This window comes from Streptomyces sp. NPDC041814 (assembly GCF_055590565.1).
Genome location: NZ_JBVJAM010000002.1, coordinates 635,541 through 649,566 on the forward strand (window position 1 = coordinate 635,541; position 14,026 = coordinate 649,566).

Annotated in this window: 11 protein-coding genes and 1 pseudogene; 6 read left to right on the plus strand and 6 right to left on the minus strand. The window is 70.7% G+C overall.

Translation table 11 applies throughout. The features are described from left to right. Positions 1 to 82: 82 nt before the first annotated feature. The 3 genes from ACZ6C6_RS08205 to ACZ6C6_RS08215 form a co-directional block, all read right to left on the minus strand. Positions 83 to 2,461 (minus strand): glycoside hydrolase family 65 protein, encoded by a 2,379-nt coding sequence (locus ACZ6C6_RS08205; protein WP_469200335.1) that lies wholly within the window; start codon positions 2,459 to 2,461, stop codon positions 83 to 85. Continuing rightward, positions 2,458 to 3,198, minus strand: coding sequence for a beta-phosphoglucomutase family hydrolase (locus ACZ6C6_RS08210; RefSeq protein WP_469200337.1), 741 nt, complete (start codon positions 3,196 to 3,198; stop codon positions 2,458 to 2,460). The genes ACZ6C6_RS08205 and ACZ6C6_RS08210 overlap by 4 nt, the downstream gene beginning before the upstream one ends. Positions 3,199 to 3,478: 280 nt before the next feature. Beyond that, positions 3,479 to 4,138: a TetR family transcriptional regulator gene (locus tag ACZ6C6_RS08215; RefSeq protein WP_469200339.1), complete on the minus strand. Its 660-nt coding sequence runs from the start codon at positions 4,136 to 4,138 to the stop codon at positions 3,479 to 3,481. Positions 4,139 to 4,312: 174 nt separating this feature from the next. Here ACZ6C6_RS08215 and ACZ6C6_RS08220 point away from each other — a divergent pair, with 174 nt between their 5' ends. The 3 genes from ACZ6C6_RS08220 (at position 4,313) to ACZ6C6_RS08230 (ending at position 8,059) form a co-directional block, all read left to right on the plus strand. Next, a complete protein-coding gene (locus ACZ6C6_RS08220; protein WP_469200341.1) occupies positions 4,313 to 5,116 on the plus strand; it encodes an SDR family NAD(P)-dependent oxidoreductase in 804 nt (267 codons plus the stop codon). Between the two features lie 38 nt (positions 5,117 to 5,154). Next, the gene (locus tag ACZ6C6_RS08225; protein WP_469200343.1) at positions 5,155 to 5,934 is read left to right on the plus strand and encodes a glucose 1-dehydrogenase; all 780 of its coding nucleotides are present in this window, start codon (positions 5,155 to 5,157) and stop codon (positions 5,932 to 5,934) included. Positions 5,935 to 6,847: 913 nt separating this feature from the next. Further along, positions 6,848 to 8,059 carry a PP2C family protein-serine/threonine phosphatase gene (locus tag ACZ6C6_RS08230; protein WP_469200345.1) on the plus strand — a complete coding sequence of 404 codons (1,212 nt, stop codon included), beginning with the start codon at positions 6,848 to 6,850 and terminating at the stop codon, positions 8,057 to 8,059. A 585-nt stretch (positions 8,060 to 8,644) separates the two neighbouring features. Here the strand turns inward: ACZ6C6_RS08230 and ACZ6C6_RS08235 are convergent. Beyond that, complete coding sequence (locus ACZ6C6_RS08235; protein WP_469200347.1) at positions 8,645 to 9,277, minus strand: FMN-dependent NADH-azoreductase; 633 nt, start codon at positions 9,275 to 9,277, stop codon at positions 8,645 to 8,647. A 118-nt stretch (positions 9,278 to 9,395) separates the two neighbouring features. Between ACZ6C6_RS08235 and ACZ6C6_RS08240 the strand changes: the two genes are divergently transcribed. After that, positions 9,396 to 10,022 (plus strand): TetR/AcrR family transcriptional regulator, encoded by a 627-nt coding sequence (locus ACZ6C6_RS08240; RefSeq protein ID WP_469200349.1) that lies wholly within the window; start codon positions 9,396 to 9,398, stop codon positions 10,020 to 10,022. Between the two features lie 429 nt (positions 10,023 to 10,451). After that, positions 10,452 to 11,186, plus strand: coding sequence for a dienelactone hydrolase family protein (locus ACZ6C6_RS08245; RefSeq protein ID WP_469200351.1), 735 nt, complete (start codon positions 10,452 to 10,454; stop codon positions 11,184 to 11,186). Positions 11,187 to 11,559: 373 nt separating this feature from the next. On the opposite strand, the gene ACZ6C6_RS08250 is transcribed toward ACZ6C6_RS08245, so the two are convergent. Beyond that, on the minus strand, positions 11,560 to 12,483 hold the full coding sequence (locus ACZ6C6_RS08250; RefSeq protein WP_469200352.1) for an aminoglycoside phosphotransferase family protein: 924 nt from the start codon (positions 12,481 to 12,483) through the stop codon (positions 11,560 to 11,562). A gap of 65 nt (positions 12,484 to 12,548) precedes the next feature. Next, positions 12,549 to 12,979: pseudogene (locus ACZ6C6_RS08255) on the minus strand (IS110 family transposase); the annotation flags it as partial. Between the two features lie 131 nt (positions 12,980 to 13,110). Between ACZ6C6_RS08255 and ACZ6C6_RS08260 the strand changes: the two are divergent. After that, positions 13,111 to 13,473 (plus strand): VOC family protein, encoded by a 363-nt coding sequence (locus ACZ6C6_RS08260; protein ID WP_469200354.1) that lies wholly within the window; start codon positions 13,111 to 13,113, stop codon positions 13,471 to 13,473. Positions 13,474 to 14,026: the final 553 nt, after the last annotated feature.

Here is a 14,026-nt window from a genome sequence, read left to right on the forward strand (position 1 = left end):
GCCAAGCGGCAGCCGCCCCGGGGTGGCCGGGCCCCGGGGCCGCCCGGGCGACTGTCCGGTGAGCCCGGTCAGTGGCTCCGTCTCACCTCTGCTCGGGGCCCGGCCGGTCGGTGGCGCCCGGACGGCGGTGCAGTGGTTGTTCGGGCGTGGGCCGCCGCTTCGGCGGGGTGATCGTCAGGGTGACGGGCCCCTCACCGTTCACGTGCGCCTCCGTGCCGTGGTGGTGGATCGTCAGGGGATCGCCGAGCAGTAGCGAGTACGTTGCCCGGTCCGGCTTGATCTCCACCTGGAGGCACCGGCCGCGGAACTGGAGCCGGAAGGCCAGGCGGCTGAACTTCTCGGGCAGTCGGGGCGCGAAGCGCAGGCTGTCCCCGTCCCGTCGGGTGCCGCCGAATCCGGCGACCAGCGCCATCCATGTACCGGCCAGCGAGGCGATGTGCAGTCCGTCGCGGGTGTTGTGCTCCAGGTCGGCCAGGTCCATCAGTGCGGCCTCGGCGGTGTAGTCGTAGGCCAGCCGCAGATGCCCGGTCCGGGCGGCGACAACGGCCTGGCAGCACGCGGACAGGGAGGAGTCCCGTACGGTCAGCGGCTCGTAGTAGGCGAAGTTCGCGGCCAACTGGTCGTCGTCGCAATGGCTTTCGAACCAGCTGCCGCAGGTGTACATGGCCAGCACGAGGTCGGATTGCTTGATCACCTGCTTCCGGTAGATGTCGAAGTAGGGGAAATGGAGCATCAGCGGGTACTGGTCGGCGCGTGTGTTCGCGAAATCCCAGCGTTGGTGGTGGGTGAAGCCGGCGTGCTGCTCGTGCACACCGATCTCCTCGTTGTACGGGATGTGCATGGCCTCGGCGGCGTCCCTCCAGGTGGCGCTCTCCTCCTCGTCCACACCCAGCCGGGCCGCGTCCTCCGGGTGGCGTTCGCACACATCGGCCGCGGCGAGGAGATTGGAGCGGGCCATCAGGTTGGTGTACGTGTTGTCGTCCACGACGGCGCTGTACTCGTCCGGCCCCGTGATGCCGTCGATGTGGAACACGCCGTGAGGGTCGTGATGGCCCAGGGAGCGCCACAACCGCGCTGTTTCCACGAGGAGTTCCAGGGCGGTCTCGCGTTCGAAGGCGGTGTCGCCGGTCACCGCGGTGTGGCGCACCGCGGCGTGCGCGATGTCGGCGGCCACGTGGAAGGCGGCGGTGCCGGCCGGCCAGTACGCGGAGCCCTCCGAGCCGTCGATGGTCCGCCACGGGAACGCGGCACCGCGCAGTCCGAGCTGCGTGGCCCGGTCCCGGGCGGCGGGCAGGGTGGCCTGCCGCCAGCGAAGCGCCTCGGCGACCGCCTTGGGCTCGGTGTAGGAAAGGAGGGGCAGCACGAACATCTCGGTGTCCCAGAAGGCGTGGCCGTCGTACCCCGAACCGGTCAGCCCCTTGGCCGGGATCGCCCGCTGCTCGGCGCGGGCACCGGCCTGGAGCACATGGAAGAGGGCGAAGCGGACGGCCTGCTGGATCTCCTCGTCGCCGTGCACCTCGACGTCGGCACGTGCCCAGAAGTCATCGAGGTAGGCCTGCTGCTGGGCCACCAGTTCGTCCCAGCCGCCGTGCGCGGCGGCAGCCAGTGCGGCCTCGACCTGATCGCTCATCGCGGGCCGGGAGCGGGCCCCCGACCAGCCGTGGGCGACGGTCTTCTGCACCCGCAGCCGCTGTCCCGGGTCCAGGACGGAGGTGATGGTCAGGCGCGCGACGTCCGTGTTGCTCTCGCTGCTGGTGGTGATCTCCCCGGGGGCGTCCACGACGTGGTCGGCTGCCACGGCGACCCTGAGGCCGCTGCGCCGGGTGCGGTGGACCAGACGCAGCCGCGACCCGACGGCCTGGTCCTCCTCCGGCTCCAGCGGGGACTGCAACGCCTTCGCCGTCCGCGGGTCGCCGTCGGACGAGGGCAGACTCTCGTTGGTGACCAGCTCCGACTGGATGACCACCCTGGTCCGGCTGTCGACGGGCTCCACCTCGTACTGCACGGCGGCGATGGCGCGCTGGGTGAGGGAGACGAGGCGGGTGGAACGGACCCGGACGGTCGTACCTGCCGGGGAGGTCCACTCGCAACTCCGCTCCAGCACACCGCGCCTGAAGTCCAGAGTGCGTTCGTGCTTGCTGAGCCGCCCGTAGCGCAGGTCGAAGGGCTCGTCGTCCACCAGCAGACGCAGCAGCTTTCCGTTGGTGACGTTGATGACGGTCTGACCCGACTCGGGGTAGCCGTAGCCCGCCTCGGCGTAGGGCAGCGGGTGCAGTTCGTACACGCCGTTGAGGTAGCTGCCGGGCAGGCCGTGAGGTTCGCCCTCGTCGAGGTTGCCGCGCCAGCCGACGTGTCCGTTGGACAGGGCGAAGACGGATTCGCTCTGTGCCAGGAGATCGAGGTCGAGAGCCGTCTCGCGCACGCGCCAGGGCTCCACGGTGTACGTCCGGTTGGTGATCACGCGTTGCCTCCCAGCTCGGCGAGGTCCTTGACGACGAGGTCGGCGCCGTGGGTGTACAGCGCGTCGGTCTGCCCGACGCGGTCGACGCCGACGACGAAGCCGAAGTGCCCGGACCTGCCCGCGTCCATTCCGGCCAGTGCGTCCTCGAAGACGGCGGCCTTGGAGGGCTCCACGCCGAGGTCCCGGGCGGCGGCCAGGAAGGTGTCGGGGTGCGGTTTGCCCGGCAGTTTCCGTTCTCGGGCCACCACGCCGTCGATCCGTACGTCGAACAGCTGCTCGGCCGCGATGGAGTGCAACACGTCGCGGGTGTTGGCGCTGGAGGAGACGATCGCGGTGGCGAGCCCGGCGGCACGGACCGCGTCGATGTAGCGCAGCGTGCCCTCGTACGGTTCCACACCGTCGGTACGGATCTTTTCCAGAAGGAGCTCGTTCTTGCGGTTGCCGACACCGTTGACACTCCGCGTGTCCGGTGGATCGTCGGGTGTGCCCTCGGGGAGCTCGATGCCTCGGGAGGCGAGGAAGGCGCGGACGCCGTCGGCCCGGGGGCGGCCGTCGACGAATTGGGCGTAGTCGGAATCGGAGAAGGGGCGGAAGTCCGATCCGTCACGCTCGCGCAGGAAGGCGTCGAAGGTCGCCTTCCACGCGGCGGCGTGCACCACCGCCGTTCTGGTGACCACCCCGTCGAGATCGAAGAGACAGGCCTGGATGTCTTCGGGGAGTCCGAGCTGTGTCGTCATGACCCCACAGTTCCCCGCCGAGGCGGGTCCGGTCGGATGACACGCTGTGAGGTGCGTCGCCCGGTGCCCGCCCCCGAAGCCGTCGGCGGATTCGGTGCCTGCTCCGCTTCCGGGTTTCCCGACCGCCGCAGTCCCCGGGCTGGAGGCGTCTTGCCGCACCGGTGGGTGACCTGCGGCGGAAGGATCGTCTCGTGCGGCGGAAGTCCGCAGCCCGCTGTTGCCGGGGGCCGGGGAACGGTGCCGTGCCGGCCAGGCCGCGTCCGGGCCCGGACCGCCCGGGTCAGTGCAGCCGCGCGGGGTCGTCCTCGTCCTCCGCCGTGACCACGCCGCCCAGGAGGCGCCGCAGGCAGCGCACCGCCAGGTCGGCGGGGGAGTCGGGTCCCTCGGTCGCCGCTTCGGTGCCGGACCAGATCTCCAGGGCGATCCGGATGGCATCGGTGGCCGCGGCGGCGACCAGGCGCACGTCCAGTGGGTCGCGGCAGCCGTCCGTCAGCCGGGCGATGACCGGAACGAGCAACTCCTCCGACTCCTGGTTCACGCGGTACCAGACGGCGCGCAGTGCGGGATCCTCCGCCGCGGCGCGCAGCAGGCCCCGTGTGCGCAGGAGCGCCTCCGTGGCCTGGGGGTCCGGTGTGGCCAGCGCCTGTTCGACCGCGCCGCGCAGGGCCGGCCCCAGTGCCGTGCCCGGAGGCGTCTCGGCCAGCAGCGCCCGCCACTGGTCGGCGCCGACCGTGAGCAGCGGGCCGACCGCGTCCTGCTTGGAGCGGAAGTAGCGGTAGAAGGTGCGCAGCGCGACCCCCGCCCGCCGGGCGATCTCCTCCGCCGTCGTGGCCTCCGGGCCCCGGGTGGCGAAGAGCTCGGCCGCTGCATGCGCGATGTCGAGCTGGGTGGCGGCCTTGCGGCGTTCGGTCAGCGACGGGGATGGCGGCTCGGTACTCACCCCAGAAGCGTACGGCCTGCGACCACCCGGAGGCACGTCGTGACGTGATGGCAAAACGTGCCACTTAGGCGTACGGTGACGTGGAAGGCAAGGGCGCCGACGGGCTGGACAGGCCGGGACAGGCGCCGAACGGGGTCCGCCGACGTCGTCGGCAGGCCGAGTAGGAGAGCGCACATGACCCACGAGAACCACTCCCTCCGCTACGACGGCCGTCGCGCCCTGGTCACCGGCGGTGGCTCGGGCATAGGCCAGGCCACCGTGCTGCGCCTGCTCGCGGAAGGCGGGACCGTCGTCGCGGCGGACGTCAGCGAGCCGGGCCTGAAGGACACCCTGGACAAGGCCGGCAGCCACGCGGACCGGCTCACCACCCTCGTCGTCGACATCGCGGACGAGACATCGGTGCGCGAGGGCGTCCGGGCCGCGACCGACGCGCTCGGCGGACTGGACGTCCTCGTCAACGCGGCCGGCATCCTGCGCTCCTCGCACACCGAGGAGACCAGCCTGGCGGACTTCACCCGTGTTCTGACGGTGAACCTCGTCGGCACGTTCCTGGTGATCCGAGAGGCGATCCCGGCGCTCCTGGAGGGCGAGGGCGCGGCCGTCGTCAACTTCAGCTCGACGTCGGCGGTTTTCGCGCACCCGTACATGGCGGCCTACGCCGCGAGCAAGGGTGGCATCCAGTCGATGACCCACGCGCTCGCCTCCGAGTACGCGAGCCGCGGCATACGTTTCACCGCCGTGCAGCCCGGCTCGATCTCCTCGGGCATGACGGACGGCAGCGGGGCCAGCGGTCAGAGCGTCGGCCCGGGCCTGCCCGAGGACGCCGACATGAGCCTGTTCGCGAAGCTCTCCCCGGCGCTCGGCCAGGGATTCGCCGGTCCGGAGACGGTGGCGTCGGTCGTCGCGATGCTGGCGTCGGAGGACGGCCGGTTCATCACCGGCACCGAGGTCCGCGTCGACGGCGGCACCCACTTCTGATCCCCCGAGACCCCACCAGCCCCTGGAAAGGACACACCATGCACGAGTCCCCCCACCACGACCTGACCGGCAAGAATCTGATCATCACCGGCGGCGCCCGGGGCCTGGGCGCGGAGGCCGCCCGGCAGGCGGTGGCCGCCGGGGCCCACGTCCTGATCACTGACGTCCTGGACGAGGACGGCGAGCGCACGGCACGCGAACTCGGTGACCACGCCCGCTTCCTGCACCACGACGTGACCTCGCAGGAGGACTGGCGGCGGGTCGCAGACTTCGCCGTCACCGAGTTCGGGGCGCTGCACGGCCTGGTGAACAACGCCGGCATCTCGACAGGGAGCCTGCTGGAGTCCGAGTCCGTCGAGCACTTCCGCAAGGTGCTCGACATCAACCTCACGGGCGTCTTCATCGGCATGAAGACCGTGATCCCCGCACTGAAGGAGGCCGGCGGAGGGGCGATAGTCAACATCTCGTCCGCGGCGGGCCTGATGGGCCTCGCCCTCACGGCCGGCTACGGCGCCTCCAAATGGGGTGTCCGCGGGCTCACGAAGATCGGCGCCGTGGAGCTGGGCACCGCCCGCATCCGCGTGAACTCGGTGCACCCGGGGATGACGTACACCCCGATGACCGCGGCCACCGGCATCGAGCGGGGCGAGGGCAAGTACCCCAACACGCCGATGGGCCGGGTCGGCGAGGCCGACGAGATCGCCGGCGCGGTCGTCTTCCTGCTCTCGGACGCCGCGTCCTACGTCACCGGGGCTGAGCTCGCGGTCGACGGCGGCTGGACCACGGGCCCGACCGTCGCGTACGTCATGGGGCAGTGAGCAGGGACGCGGACGAGCACCGTACGACCGGGGGCGGGTGCCGCGGGGCCGAACCATGTGCATTGCTTCGTCCCTGCAGCGCCTCCCGGGCCGGGTCGCGTGGCGTCGCGGGCCTGGGTCCGCATCGGCTCCGGGGGCGATGGCTGCGCCACATCAGGTGTCCGGATGGGCGTCCGTCTTCAAGGCCCACGCACCTCCGGGACAACCGGCCGGGAGCGGAGGGAACCGGTGGCCCTTGACGTCAGTGCTCCAGTGATGGCCGGCCCCGCAGTCGCACTCGTAGATACCGCTCTCGGGCACGATCTCCCCGGGATGCCACGTTCGTTGTTCATCGCCCATATCTCTGGTGTACGTCGCCCGGGCCCGTCCGGCGACTCGGAGCGCCTACCCGTTCCGCAGGTGCCGCGAGCCACTCGGATGAGACGCCGTGTCGCCGCATGGGGGGCGTCGATACGGCCGGGAGACGGGCGGGCCGGCAGCCCCAGCACCCGAAGGATCGGACCATGGCCGAGGAGCGCTACGCGATGTTGAAGACCAACAAGGGTGACTCCGAGGTCCGGCTGCCGGCGAACCAGGCACGAAGGCCATCGAGGCGCGCCGGCATTCAACCCACGGCGCGCCTCGCCTCCAGGAGCCCCGCCCGGAACCGTGCCGCTGGCCCGGCCCCGTCCGACCTGGGCGGGGCCTGACCTCCAACACCTGGGTGCTTTCGTGGTCTCCCCCAGCATCGGCTTACCCGCAACCGGGCCCGGCCCGCTTCCTGCAGTTCACGCGCCTCGGCTCGACCAGCCCGGGGCACGCCGGTGTCGGATCCCCGCTCGTCGAGGGGGACTCAGTGCTCCATCTGCGCCATGGCCGGTGGGTCCGCGTTTGGCTAGGTGTGAGAGTGGGCGTATGGAGTGGAGGTAACGCCGTGACGGACGAGCGTGACCAGACGAGCGACCCTTGGCCGGACGAGCGGCTGCTGGAACAGCTCCTTGCCGAGGCCCATGCGAGCATCCCCTACCGGCTGCCCGTCGTGGTGAACCGCTGCGCCCGTGCGATGGGACTGGGCAGCGCGACCACCTACCTGGTCGACCTGCAGCAACAGGTACTGGTCCCCCTCGACGATGAGGATGCCTGGTTGCCCGTGGAGGGCAGCAGAGCCGGATGGGCCTACCGCACGATTTCGGTGCGGGTCGAAGAGGACCAGAACGAACTCGTCGTCTGGGTCCCCCTGATCGACGGCACCGAACGCCTGGGCGTGCTCGGCGTGCGCCCCGGCACCATGGACGCCACGCGACTGCGCCGTTGCCGACTGCTGGCTCACACGCTCGCGCTGGTGATCACCTCCAAGCGCACGTACAGCGACTGGTTCATCTCCCGCACCCGCACGAAGACCATGCAGACCCACACCGAGATGCTCCGCGCCTTTCTGCCACCCCGCAGCGTTGGTTCCGCCTCGGTGATCTCCACCGGCGTCCTGGAGCCGGCTTACGAACTCGGCGGGGACGCGTTCGACCACTCCCTGACCCGCAATACCCTGCATGCGGCCATCTTCGACTCCATGGGCCACAACCTCGCCTCCGGTCTGACCACGGCCGTGGCCCTGGCATGCTGCCGCAACGCACGCCGCTCCGGCGCCGACCTGCCCGACATGGTCGCCACTGTCGACGAGGAACTCGCCCGCTGGCTCCCCGACCAGTTCTGCACCGGCGTGATGTGCCAGCTGGACACCGACACCGGTGTGCTGCGCTGGTGCAACTGCGGCCACCCGGCACCTTTGCTGATCCGCAACCAGCGCGTCGTCGACCGGGCGTTGGAGCGCCCTTCGCAGCCGCCCATGGGCCTGGGCTCGTTCCTCGGCACCGACACCGCACGCGACGTACACGAACAAGTCCTGGAACCGGGCGACCGGGTCCTGCTGTACACGGACGGTGTCACCGAGGCCCGTCGGGGCGGCGATGACGAATTCGGCCTCGGCCGGTTCACGGACTTCATCATCCGCTCCGCGGCGGCCGGGCAGCTGCCCGCCGAGATCCTGCGACTGCTCATCCACGACATCCGCGCCCACAACAGCGACAGACTGACCGACGACGCGACCATCGTCCTGATCGAATGGCAGCCTCGACCCTCCTCTGGCTAGGCACGGGTTCGCGGACCTCCTGACGTGGGTGGGGTGCAGGGGTCGGGCCGGCCGTGCGGGGCGTGGGACCCGGCGAATGCGGAGGGGGACCGGCCTGGGCGTTTCGGGCCAGGGAAACGGTCTGCAAACGGCATCGTCGCCGGTCGACGCATGGGACCTGGCGATGCCCGACGTGAGCGGGTACGTGGCCTGGCTTGCCGGTGCCGCCGTCCGCACCGCCGCTACGAGTGCGAGGCCGCACACTTCCAGACGATCTCGCCCGGCCCTCCGGGCCTGCCGCACGACTTCGCTCCGTGGGAAACCGCCCATGGATCCTTCGCCGCCCGGCAGAAGGCGAAGGTCCGGCGGTGGGACCGGAACCGGGCCCCTGACGGGTAGGGGCCCGGCGCTACGGAGGTGGCTTCGGCGCCACGCCGGGCCATCCGGCAGCGGCCATCCCCGGGTTCATCCGGCGCCGTGCTTCCGGCGCCCCGGTCTGTTCGACGGGGCGTGATGCCGTCAGGGCCGCCCCGGCGGATCTCTGCCTCCCTCACGTCCCGCGTAGCGGGAAGCTGACCGGCGGTGGTGCCGTGGGGCTGGGCCGCGTCAGTTGCCGGCCAGGGCGAGTCCGGCCTCGCGTGCCTGCTCCTTGGCGGCGGCGTGGTGCTGGTCCGCGAGCTCCCGCAGTTGCTCCATGGCCGGTGTGGTGGCAGCCAGAGTCAGCTCGCGCTTGACCAGGGTGAGGTCGGCCTGCCATACGTCGCGGACGATGCGTTCGAGGTACGAGGTGGAGTGGTCCCAGCCTTCACGCGGTGTGCCGGGGCCGTAGCCGCCACCGATGGTGGTGATCAGGGCGGTGGGCTTGCCCTTGAGCACCGGGTCGGCGGGGCCGGCCGCGGCGATCACGAGGTCGACCCAGGCCTTGAAATGCTGGGAGACCCCGAAGTTGTAGAACGGCACCGCGAGGACGACCGCGTCCGCGTCGCGCAGCTCCTGTACGAGTGTGGCCGCGAGGGCCGCAGCGTCGCGCTGGGCCGGGCTCCGGTCCGCCTCGGGGGTGAAGCCGGCGGTGGTCGCCAGGGCCCAGGCCTCGGAGGGGAGGGGGTCCGTGGCGATGTGCCGTCGCGTCACGGTGGCGCCGGGGTGCGCGGCAGTCCACTCGGCCTCTACCAAAGAGGCCAGTTCTGTGCTGGCTGAAGTGGCCGGAAAAATGCTCGCGTCCAAACGGAACAGGTTCATGGTGGAACTCCTCAAGGACAGTCGTTAGGGGGCGGGCGGCGGAACGCTCGGTGGGCACGTCGCCACCGCCATAAACGGACTGTACCCCGTTTAACGTGGAGGGCGGTAGGTTGGACAGGTGAACGGATCCCTCATCCCCCTGGGCCGGCCCCGCCCCGAACGCGCCGATGCCGTGCGCAACCGCGAGCTGCTCCTGGCGACCGTCCGGGAAATGCTGGCCGATGGGGGCGCCTGCAGCGTCACGATGGACGCCCTCGCAGAACGCGCCGGCCTGGGCAAGGGCACTGTCTTCCGGCGCTTCGGCACCCGGGCCGGCATCTTCCGCGCCCTGCTCGACGCCGAAGACCGCGCCTTCCAGGAACGGGTGCTCTACGGGCCGCCTCCACTGGGTCCGGGTGCGCCGGCACTCGACCGCATGGTCGCGTACGGGCAGGCCCGGATCGCCTTCCTGCTGGACCATCACAGCGTCGCCCGCGCCGCCCTCGACCGGAACCAGCCCGTTCCCGCCGGCCCGGCGTCGATCACGCGCGTGCACCTGCGCGTCCTGCTGGGACAGGCCGAGGCCGATCTCCCCGACCTGGACAGCCTGGCCGTGCAGCTGACCGGCGCCCTCGAAGGCCCGCTCCTGCTGTTCCTGGCCATGCCCGAGACCGCCAGGCCCCTCTCCTCGGCCGAAGGCGGCCCACTGGCCGACAGCTGGAGCATCCTCGTACACCGCCTGCTGGGCACCCCGCCCGACCGCTAGAGCGGCTGACCGGAAACGCGGTCACGGCCTGGCGGCAAGGCGAGGACGGAGAGGAGCGCTTCACCGGGGCGTGAGGACCGTTCGTGCTCAGCCCCCTGAGACCCTGGCGTCGTACGCCGAGCGACTGATCGACACCCACTGTTGGGGATTCCGGTGGGACTGACCCCGGAGCAGCCGGGAAACGATCATCCTCGCCCACCGTGCTGCGGATTGCGTGCTGGCGTCGGCTTGGTCCGGTCCACTACGCTGCCGATCATGATGACCGGGACGGCCTCGCGCCACACACGGATCGGTTACCCGGCGCTCTTCTGAGCGCCGCACGGGCCGGTTCGGGCCCGCTGTTCAGGCCAGGACCTGGTGCCTCTGCGCGAGGCCCGCCTCTGCCGTGTTGATCACAAGCTCGATACATCAACCACGACAGGAGCATTCATGCCCATCAAGACGCTGCGGATTCCCACCGCGGACGGTCAGGCCGACGCCTTTGCCGCATTCCCCGACCACGGTGGACGGCATCCAGGGGTGCTGATGTACGCGGACGGCTTCGGCATCCGGCCCGTGCTGCAGGACATGGCCCACGAACTGGCCGGCCACGGGTACTACGTGCTCGTCCCCAACCTCTTCTACCGGCACGGCCCGGCACCAGTGGTCGAGTTGCCCGAGTACATCGGAGGGGTGGCCCGAACCGCGGTCTTCGCCCAGCTGATGCCCTTGATCGAGGCACACACCGCGGAACGTGTCCTTCGCGATGCCGACGCCTACCTCGGGTTCCTCGCCGCTCAGCCCGAGGTAAGCGCCGGACCAGTCGCGGTGACCGGCTACTGCATCGGCGGTCTCGCGGCGGTACGCACCGCCACGGCCCACCCCGGCCAGGTCGCCGCCCTGGCCGCGTTCCATGGCCCGGTGGGAGCCGACGGAACGAACAGCCTCTCCAAGCTCACCGCCGAGGTCCACTTCGGCCATGCCGAAAGCGACTTGACGCCGGAGGCTCTCGGCGAACTCAACCAGGCCCTGGTCGCCGCCGGGGTCGCCTATACCTCCGAGATCTACCCCGGCACCAACCATGGCTTCACCATGCCCGACACCGACGCCTACAGCGCCTCCGGGCTGAAGCGTCACTGGGACCGCTTGCTCCCGCTTTTGGACCGCGCCCTGGCCAACCACTAGGAAGTCAGCGTGGATCAACCTGAAGTGCACGGCTTCGGAAACCCTTGCGACACTGATCAGGCCGCGACCGACAGCCGTCGGCCTCTCCAGCGGATGCCTTTCTCGCTCCGGATTCGGACGCGTTCGCGCCGGTGTGAACCACGGCTCGACCTGGTTCTTCGCGGCCCACCGGCTGATCCGCCAGTTCTTGTGGCCGGACAGGTCGTCCCGGATCACGTAGGTCGGGGCGCCGTTCGGACACGCCGCGCGGATGGTCCTGAGGGGCGCCCGCGAGAGGCCGCAGAGCCTCGCGGCCGATCCGTACAGGACGGGCGACATCGCGCCGCAGATGGTCTGCGAATGTGCCGACGTCTCGCGCCCGGCGGTGAAGTGTTCAGCGGCGGAGCAGTGCCTCGGCGACGGCGGTCTGGGAGGGGGCGATGGTGGACCGCCCGTCCTCGATGTCCCACAGCGTGTTCTGCAGCAGCCGGGCCAGGGTCCAGCCGGCCGCGCGCTGGCGGTCCAGCCCGAGCGCCTCGGTCAGCAGGTCGAAGCGGCGCCGCACCGCCCGGGGAGCGTCCCCGGTGGCGTGGAGTTTCTCCCAGCCGGTGTCCAGCGCCGGCCACAGGTCGAAGCCCGGGTCGCCGACGAGGGGTTCGGGGTCGATGGCCAGCCACGGCTCGCGCTCGGCGGCGAGCACGTTGTCGTAGTGCAGGTCCCAGTGCAGCATCCGGTGGCCGGGCTCGCCGACCAGCTCGGCGACTGCCGACGCCCAGCCGTGCAGCCGCCGTTGGTCCTCCGGTTTCGCCAGGGCGGCGACGGCCGCCGGCACGGACGCCAGCATGCCGCGCGCGATGTCACCGAGACCACGCAGGCCCTCGGGCGCCGGAACGGCGTGCAGCCTGGCCAAAAGTCCGGCCAAGGCGCTCATGGCCACGTCGTCGTCCTTGACGGAAGCCAGAGTGCGTGAGCTGTCCAGGTGTTCCAGCAGTATGGCGCCGCTCTCCGGGTCGTGGTCGAGCAGTCGTACGATGCCGTCGCCGTTCCACGCCCGCAGCCCGATCAGCGCGGCGTTCGTCTCCTCGCGGGGCAACTGGAGTTTGAGCGCGGCGCGAGTGTCGTCCGTGCGGCGCACCGGCACCACCAGTGAGGCCTCGCCGGAACCGATACTGCCGTCGCGCTCCAGTTCCCATCGGTCGAGCAGTGCCGCCACCAGGTCAGGCAGCCGGGCGATCCAGGTCCGTTCCTTGTCGCCACCATTCCCTGTGTACGACGCGACCAGGCCGTCGGGGACTTCGATGCCTTGCGGTGAACTCATGGGGGTTGTCCTTTGGGGGAGTGGGCGCCCCACCGCGACGACAGGTGAGGCTGAGCGTCTTGCGGCGGGGCGGCGTTCATGCAGGCGAAGGCGGAGAGGATTATGGCGTGTTTGATCTGCCGGTTTCCGCCACGTGGGGCGTGTTCGCCGTGGATCGAGGTGCCCGACGACTCCGTGGTCGGGGCGAGGCGGTCGGCGGTGGGGAGGCTGGTGCCGTCGCCGACGGCCCCCAGCGGGATGGCGGCGGCCGGATTCTCGCAGGGCGGCCGGGACCCGTGGCGCTCCAGGAGCCGGGTGCCGGCCTGGTGGTCGAGGCCGGGGTGGAACGGGGTGGGCAGGCCCCGTTTCGGGTCGCTGGTGCGGGTGGCCTCGGCGGCGAGGTCCTGGTCGAAGCCGACGAGCACGGTGATTTCGGGAGCTCCGGCGAGCGCAGGGTGTGCGGCCTGGTGCGGGCCGCGTCCGCGATCACTACGGCTTCCTTGGCGTTGCGGTGGGCCACGAAGACCTCCGTGCGTGGGGCGGAACCGAGAGACCACCACCACGCCGGAGGTCTTCGCCATGATCAATACACCCGGAGCCTCTCCTTTGAATCAAGCTGTTGCAGCGGTCCTCCGCTACAGTGCGAGGATGACGATCCGTCGCATCATGCCCAACGTCGTCACCCAGGACATCGAAGAGAGCCGAAGCTTCTACAGCGATTTCCTGGGCATGGACGTGCGCATGGACGAGCCCGGCTTCTTGATGCTGGCCTCGTCCAGTAACCCGACGGCACAGATGACTCTGGTCTCCCCCGCCGCGGCTTCATGGGACCCGCATACCGCTCATTCGACACTGGCGGTTGAAGTCGAGGATGTTGACGCCGCGTACGCCGCAGCCGAGCGCCAGGGGTACCAGGTGGTCTATCCCTTGACCACGGAACCCTGGGGAATCCGACGTTTCTTCGTTCAGGCGCCCGACGGAAGTGTCATCAACGTCCACAGTCACGTCTGAGGCCGAGGGATCGGGCAGGCCAGAGGAAGATACCGGCGATGTGGACTCCGGCCGGACAGACGGTGGCAGTCTTCCCGTAGCGGGTGGCGATCCCGCGCCACTGCTTCAGGCGGTTGATGCACCCGTTCGACAGCGTTGCTCCGCCTGTAGGCCTCGCGGTCGAAGCCCGGTGGTCTGCCGCCCCGCGTGCCCCGGCGTGGCTGGTGTCCGCGTCGAGACCGGGCTGCCCGGCCATCCGGATGGGCTGGCGCTCGGCGCGGTGTTCACGACGGCGGAGGCCCTGCCACGGGTTCGGCTCCCGGCGCCGACCCGTTCCATCCGGCATGATGCGGACCGGTTCGTCCTGGTGCACAACTCCCTGGCGTCGGCCGGGGCGACCGTCGTCGCCGACCCTGGGCGCGGCACCGGGCCGCCCGCGGCTGCGCGCCGTCCCGGAACGGCAGCGGCACAGAATCACCCGGGCCATCGCGATTGCCGCAGGCTGTGCTGCCGTCGCCGGGGCGGTGGTCGCTGGGGCGGTGATTGCCGCCGAGTTCCGCCATCAGGACAAGAA

Bases quoted from the DNA above. Each gene is read 5' to 3' on its own strand.
- ACZ6C6_RS08210 (WP_469200337.1), bottom strand. From the start codon at position 3,198: ATGACGACACAGCTCGGACTCCCCGAAGACATCCAGGCCTGTCTCTTC.
- ACZ6C6_RS08220 (WP_469200341.1), top strand. From the start codon at position 4,313: ATGACCCACGAGAACCACTCCCTCCGCTACGACGGCCGTCGCGCCCTG.
- ACZ6C6_RS08225 (WP_469200343.1), top strand. From the start codon at position 5,155: ATGCACGAGTCCCCCCACCACGACCTGACCGGCAAGAATCTGATCATC.
- ACZ6C6_RS08235 (WP_469200347.1), bottom strand. From the start codon at position 9,277: ATGAACCTGTTCCGTTTGGACGCGAGCATTTTTCCGGCCACTTCAGCC.
- ACZ6C6_RS08245 (WP_469200351.1), top strand. From the start codon at position 10,452: ATGCCCATCAAGACGCTGCGGATTCCCACCGCGGACGGTCAGGCCGAC.
- ACZ6C6_RS08250 (WP_469200352.1), bottom strand. From the start codon at position 12,483: ATGAGTTCACCGCAAGGCATCGAAGTCCCCGACGGCCTGGTCGCGTCG.
- ACZ6C6_RS08260 (WP_469200354.1), top strand. From the start codon at position 13,111: ATGACGATCCGTCGCATCATGCCCAACGTCGTCACCCAGGACATCGAA.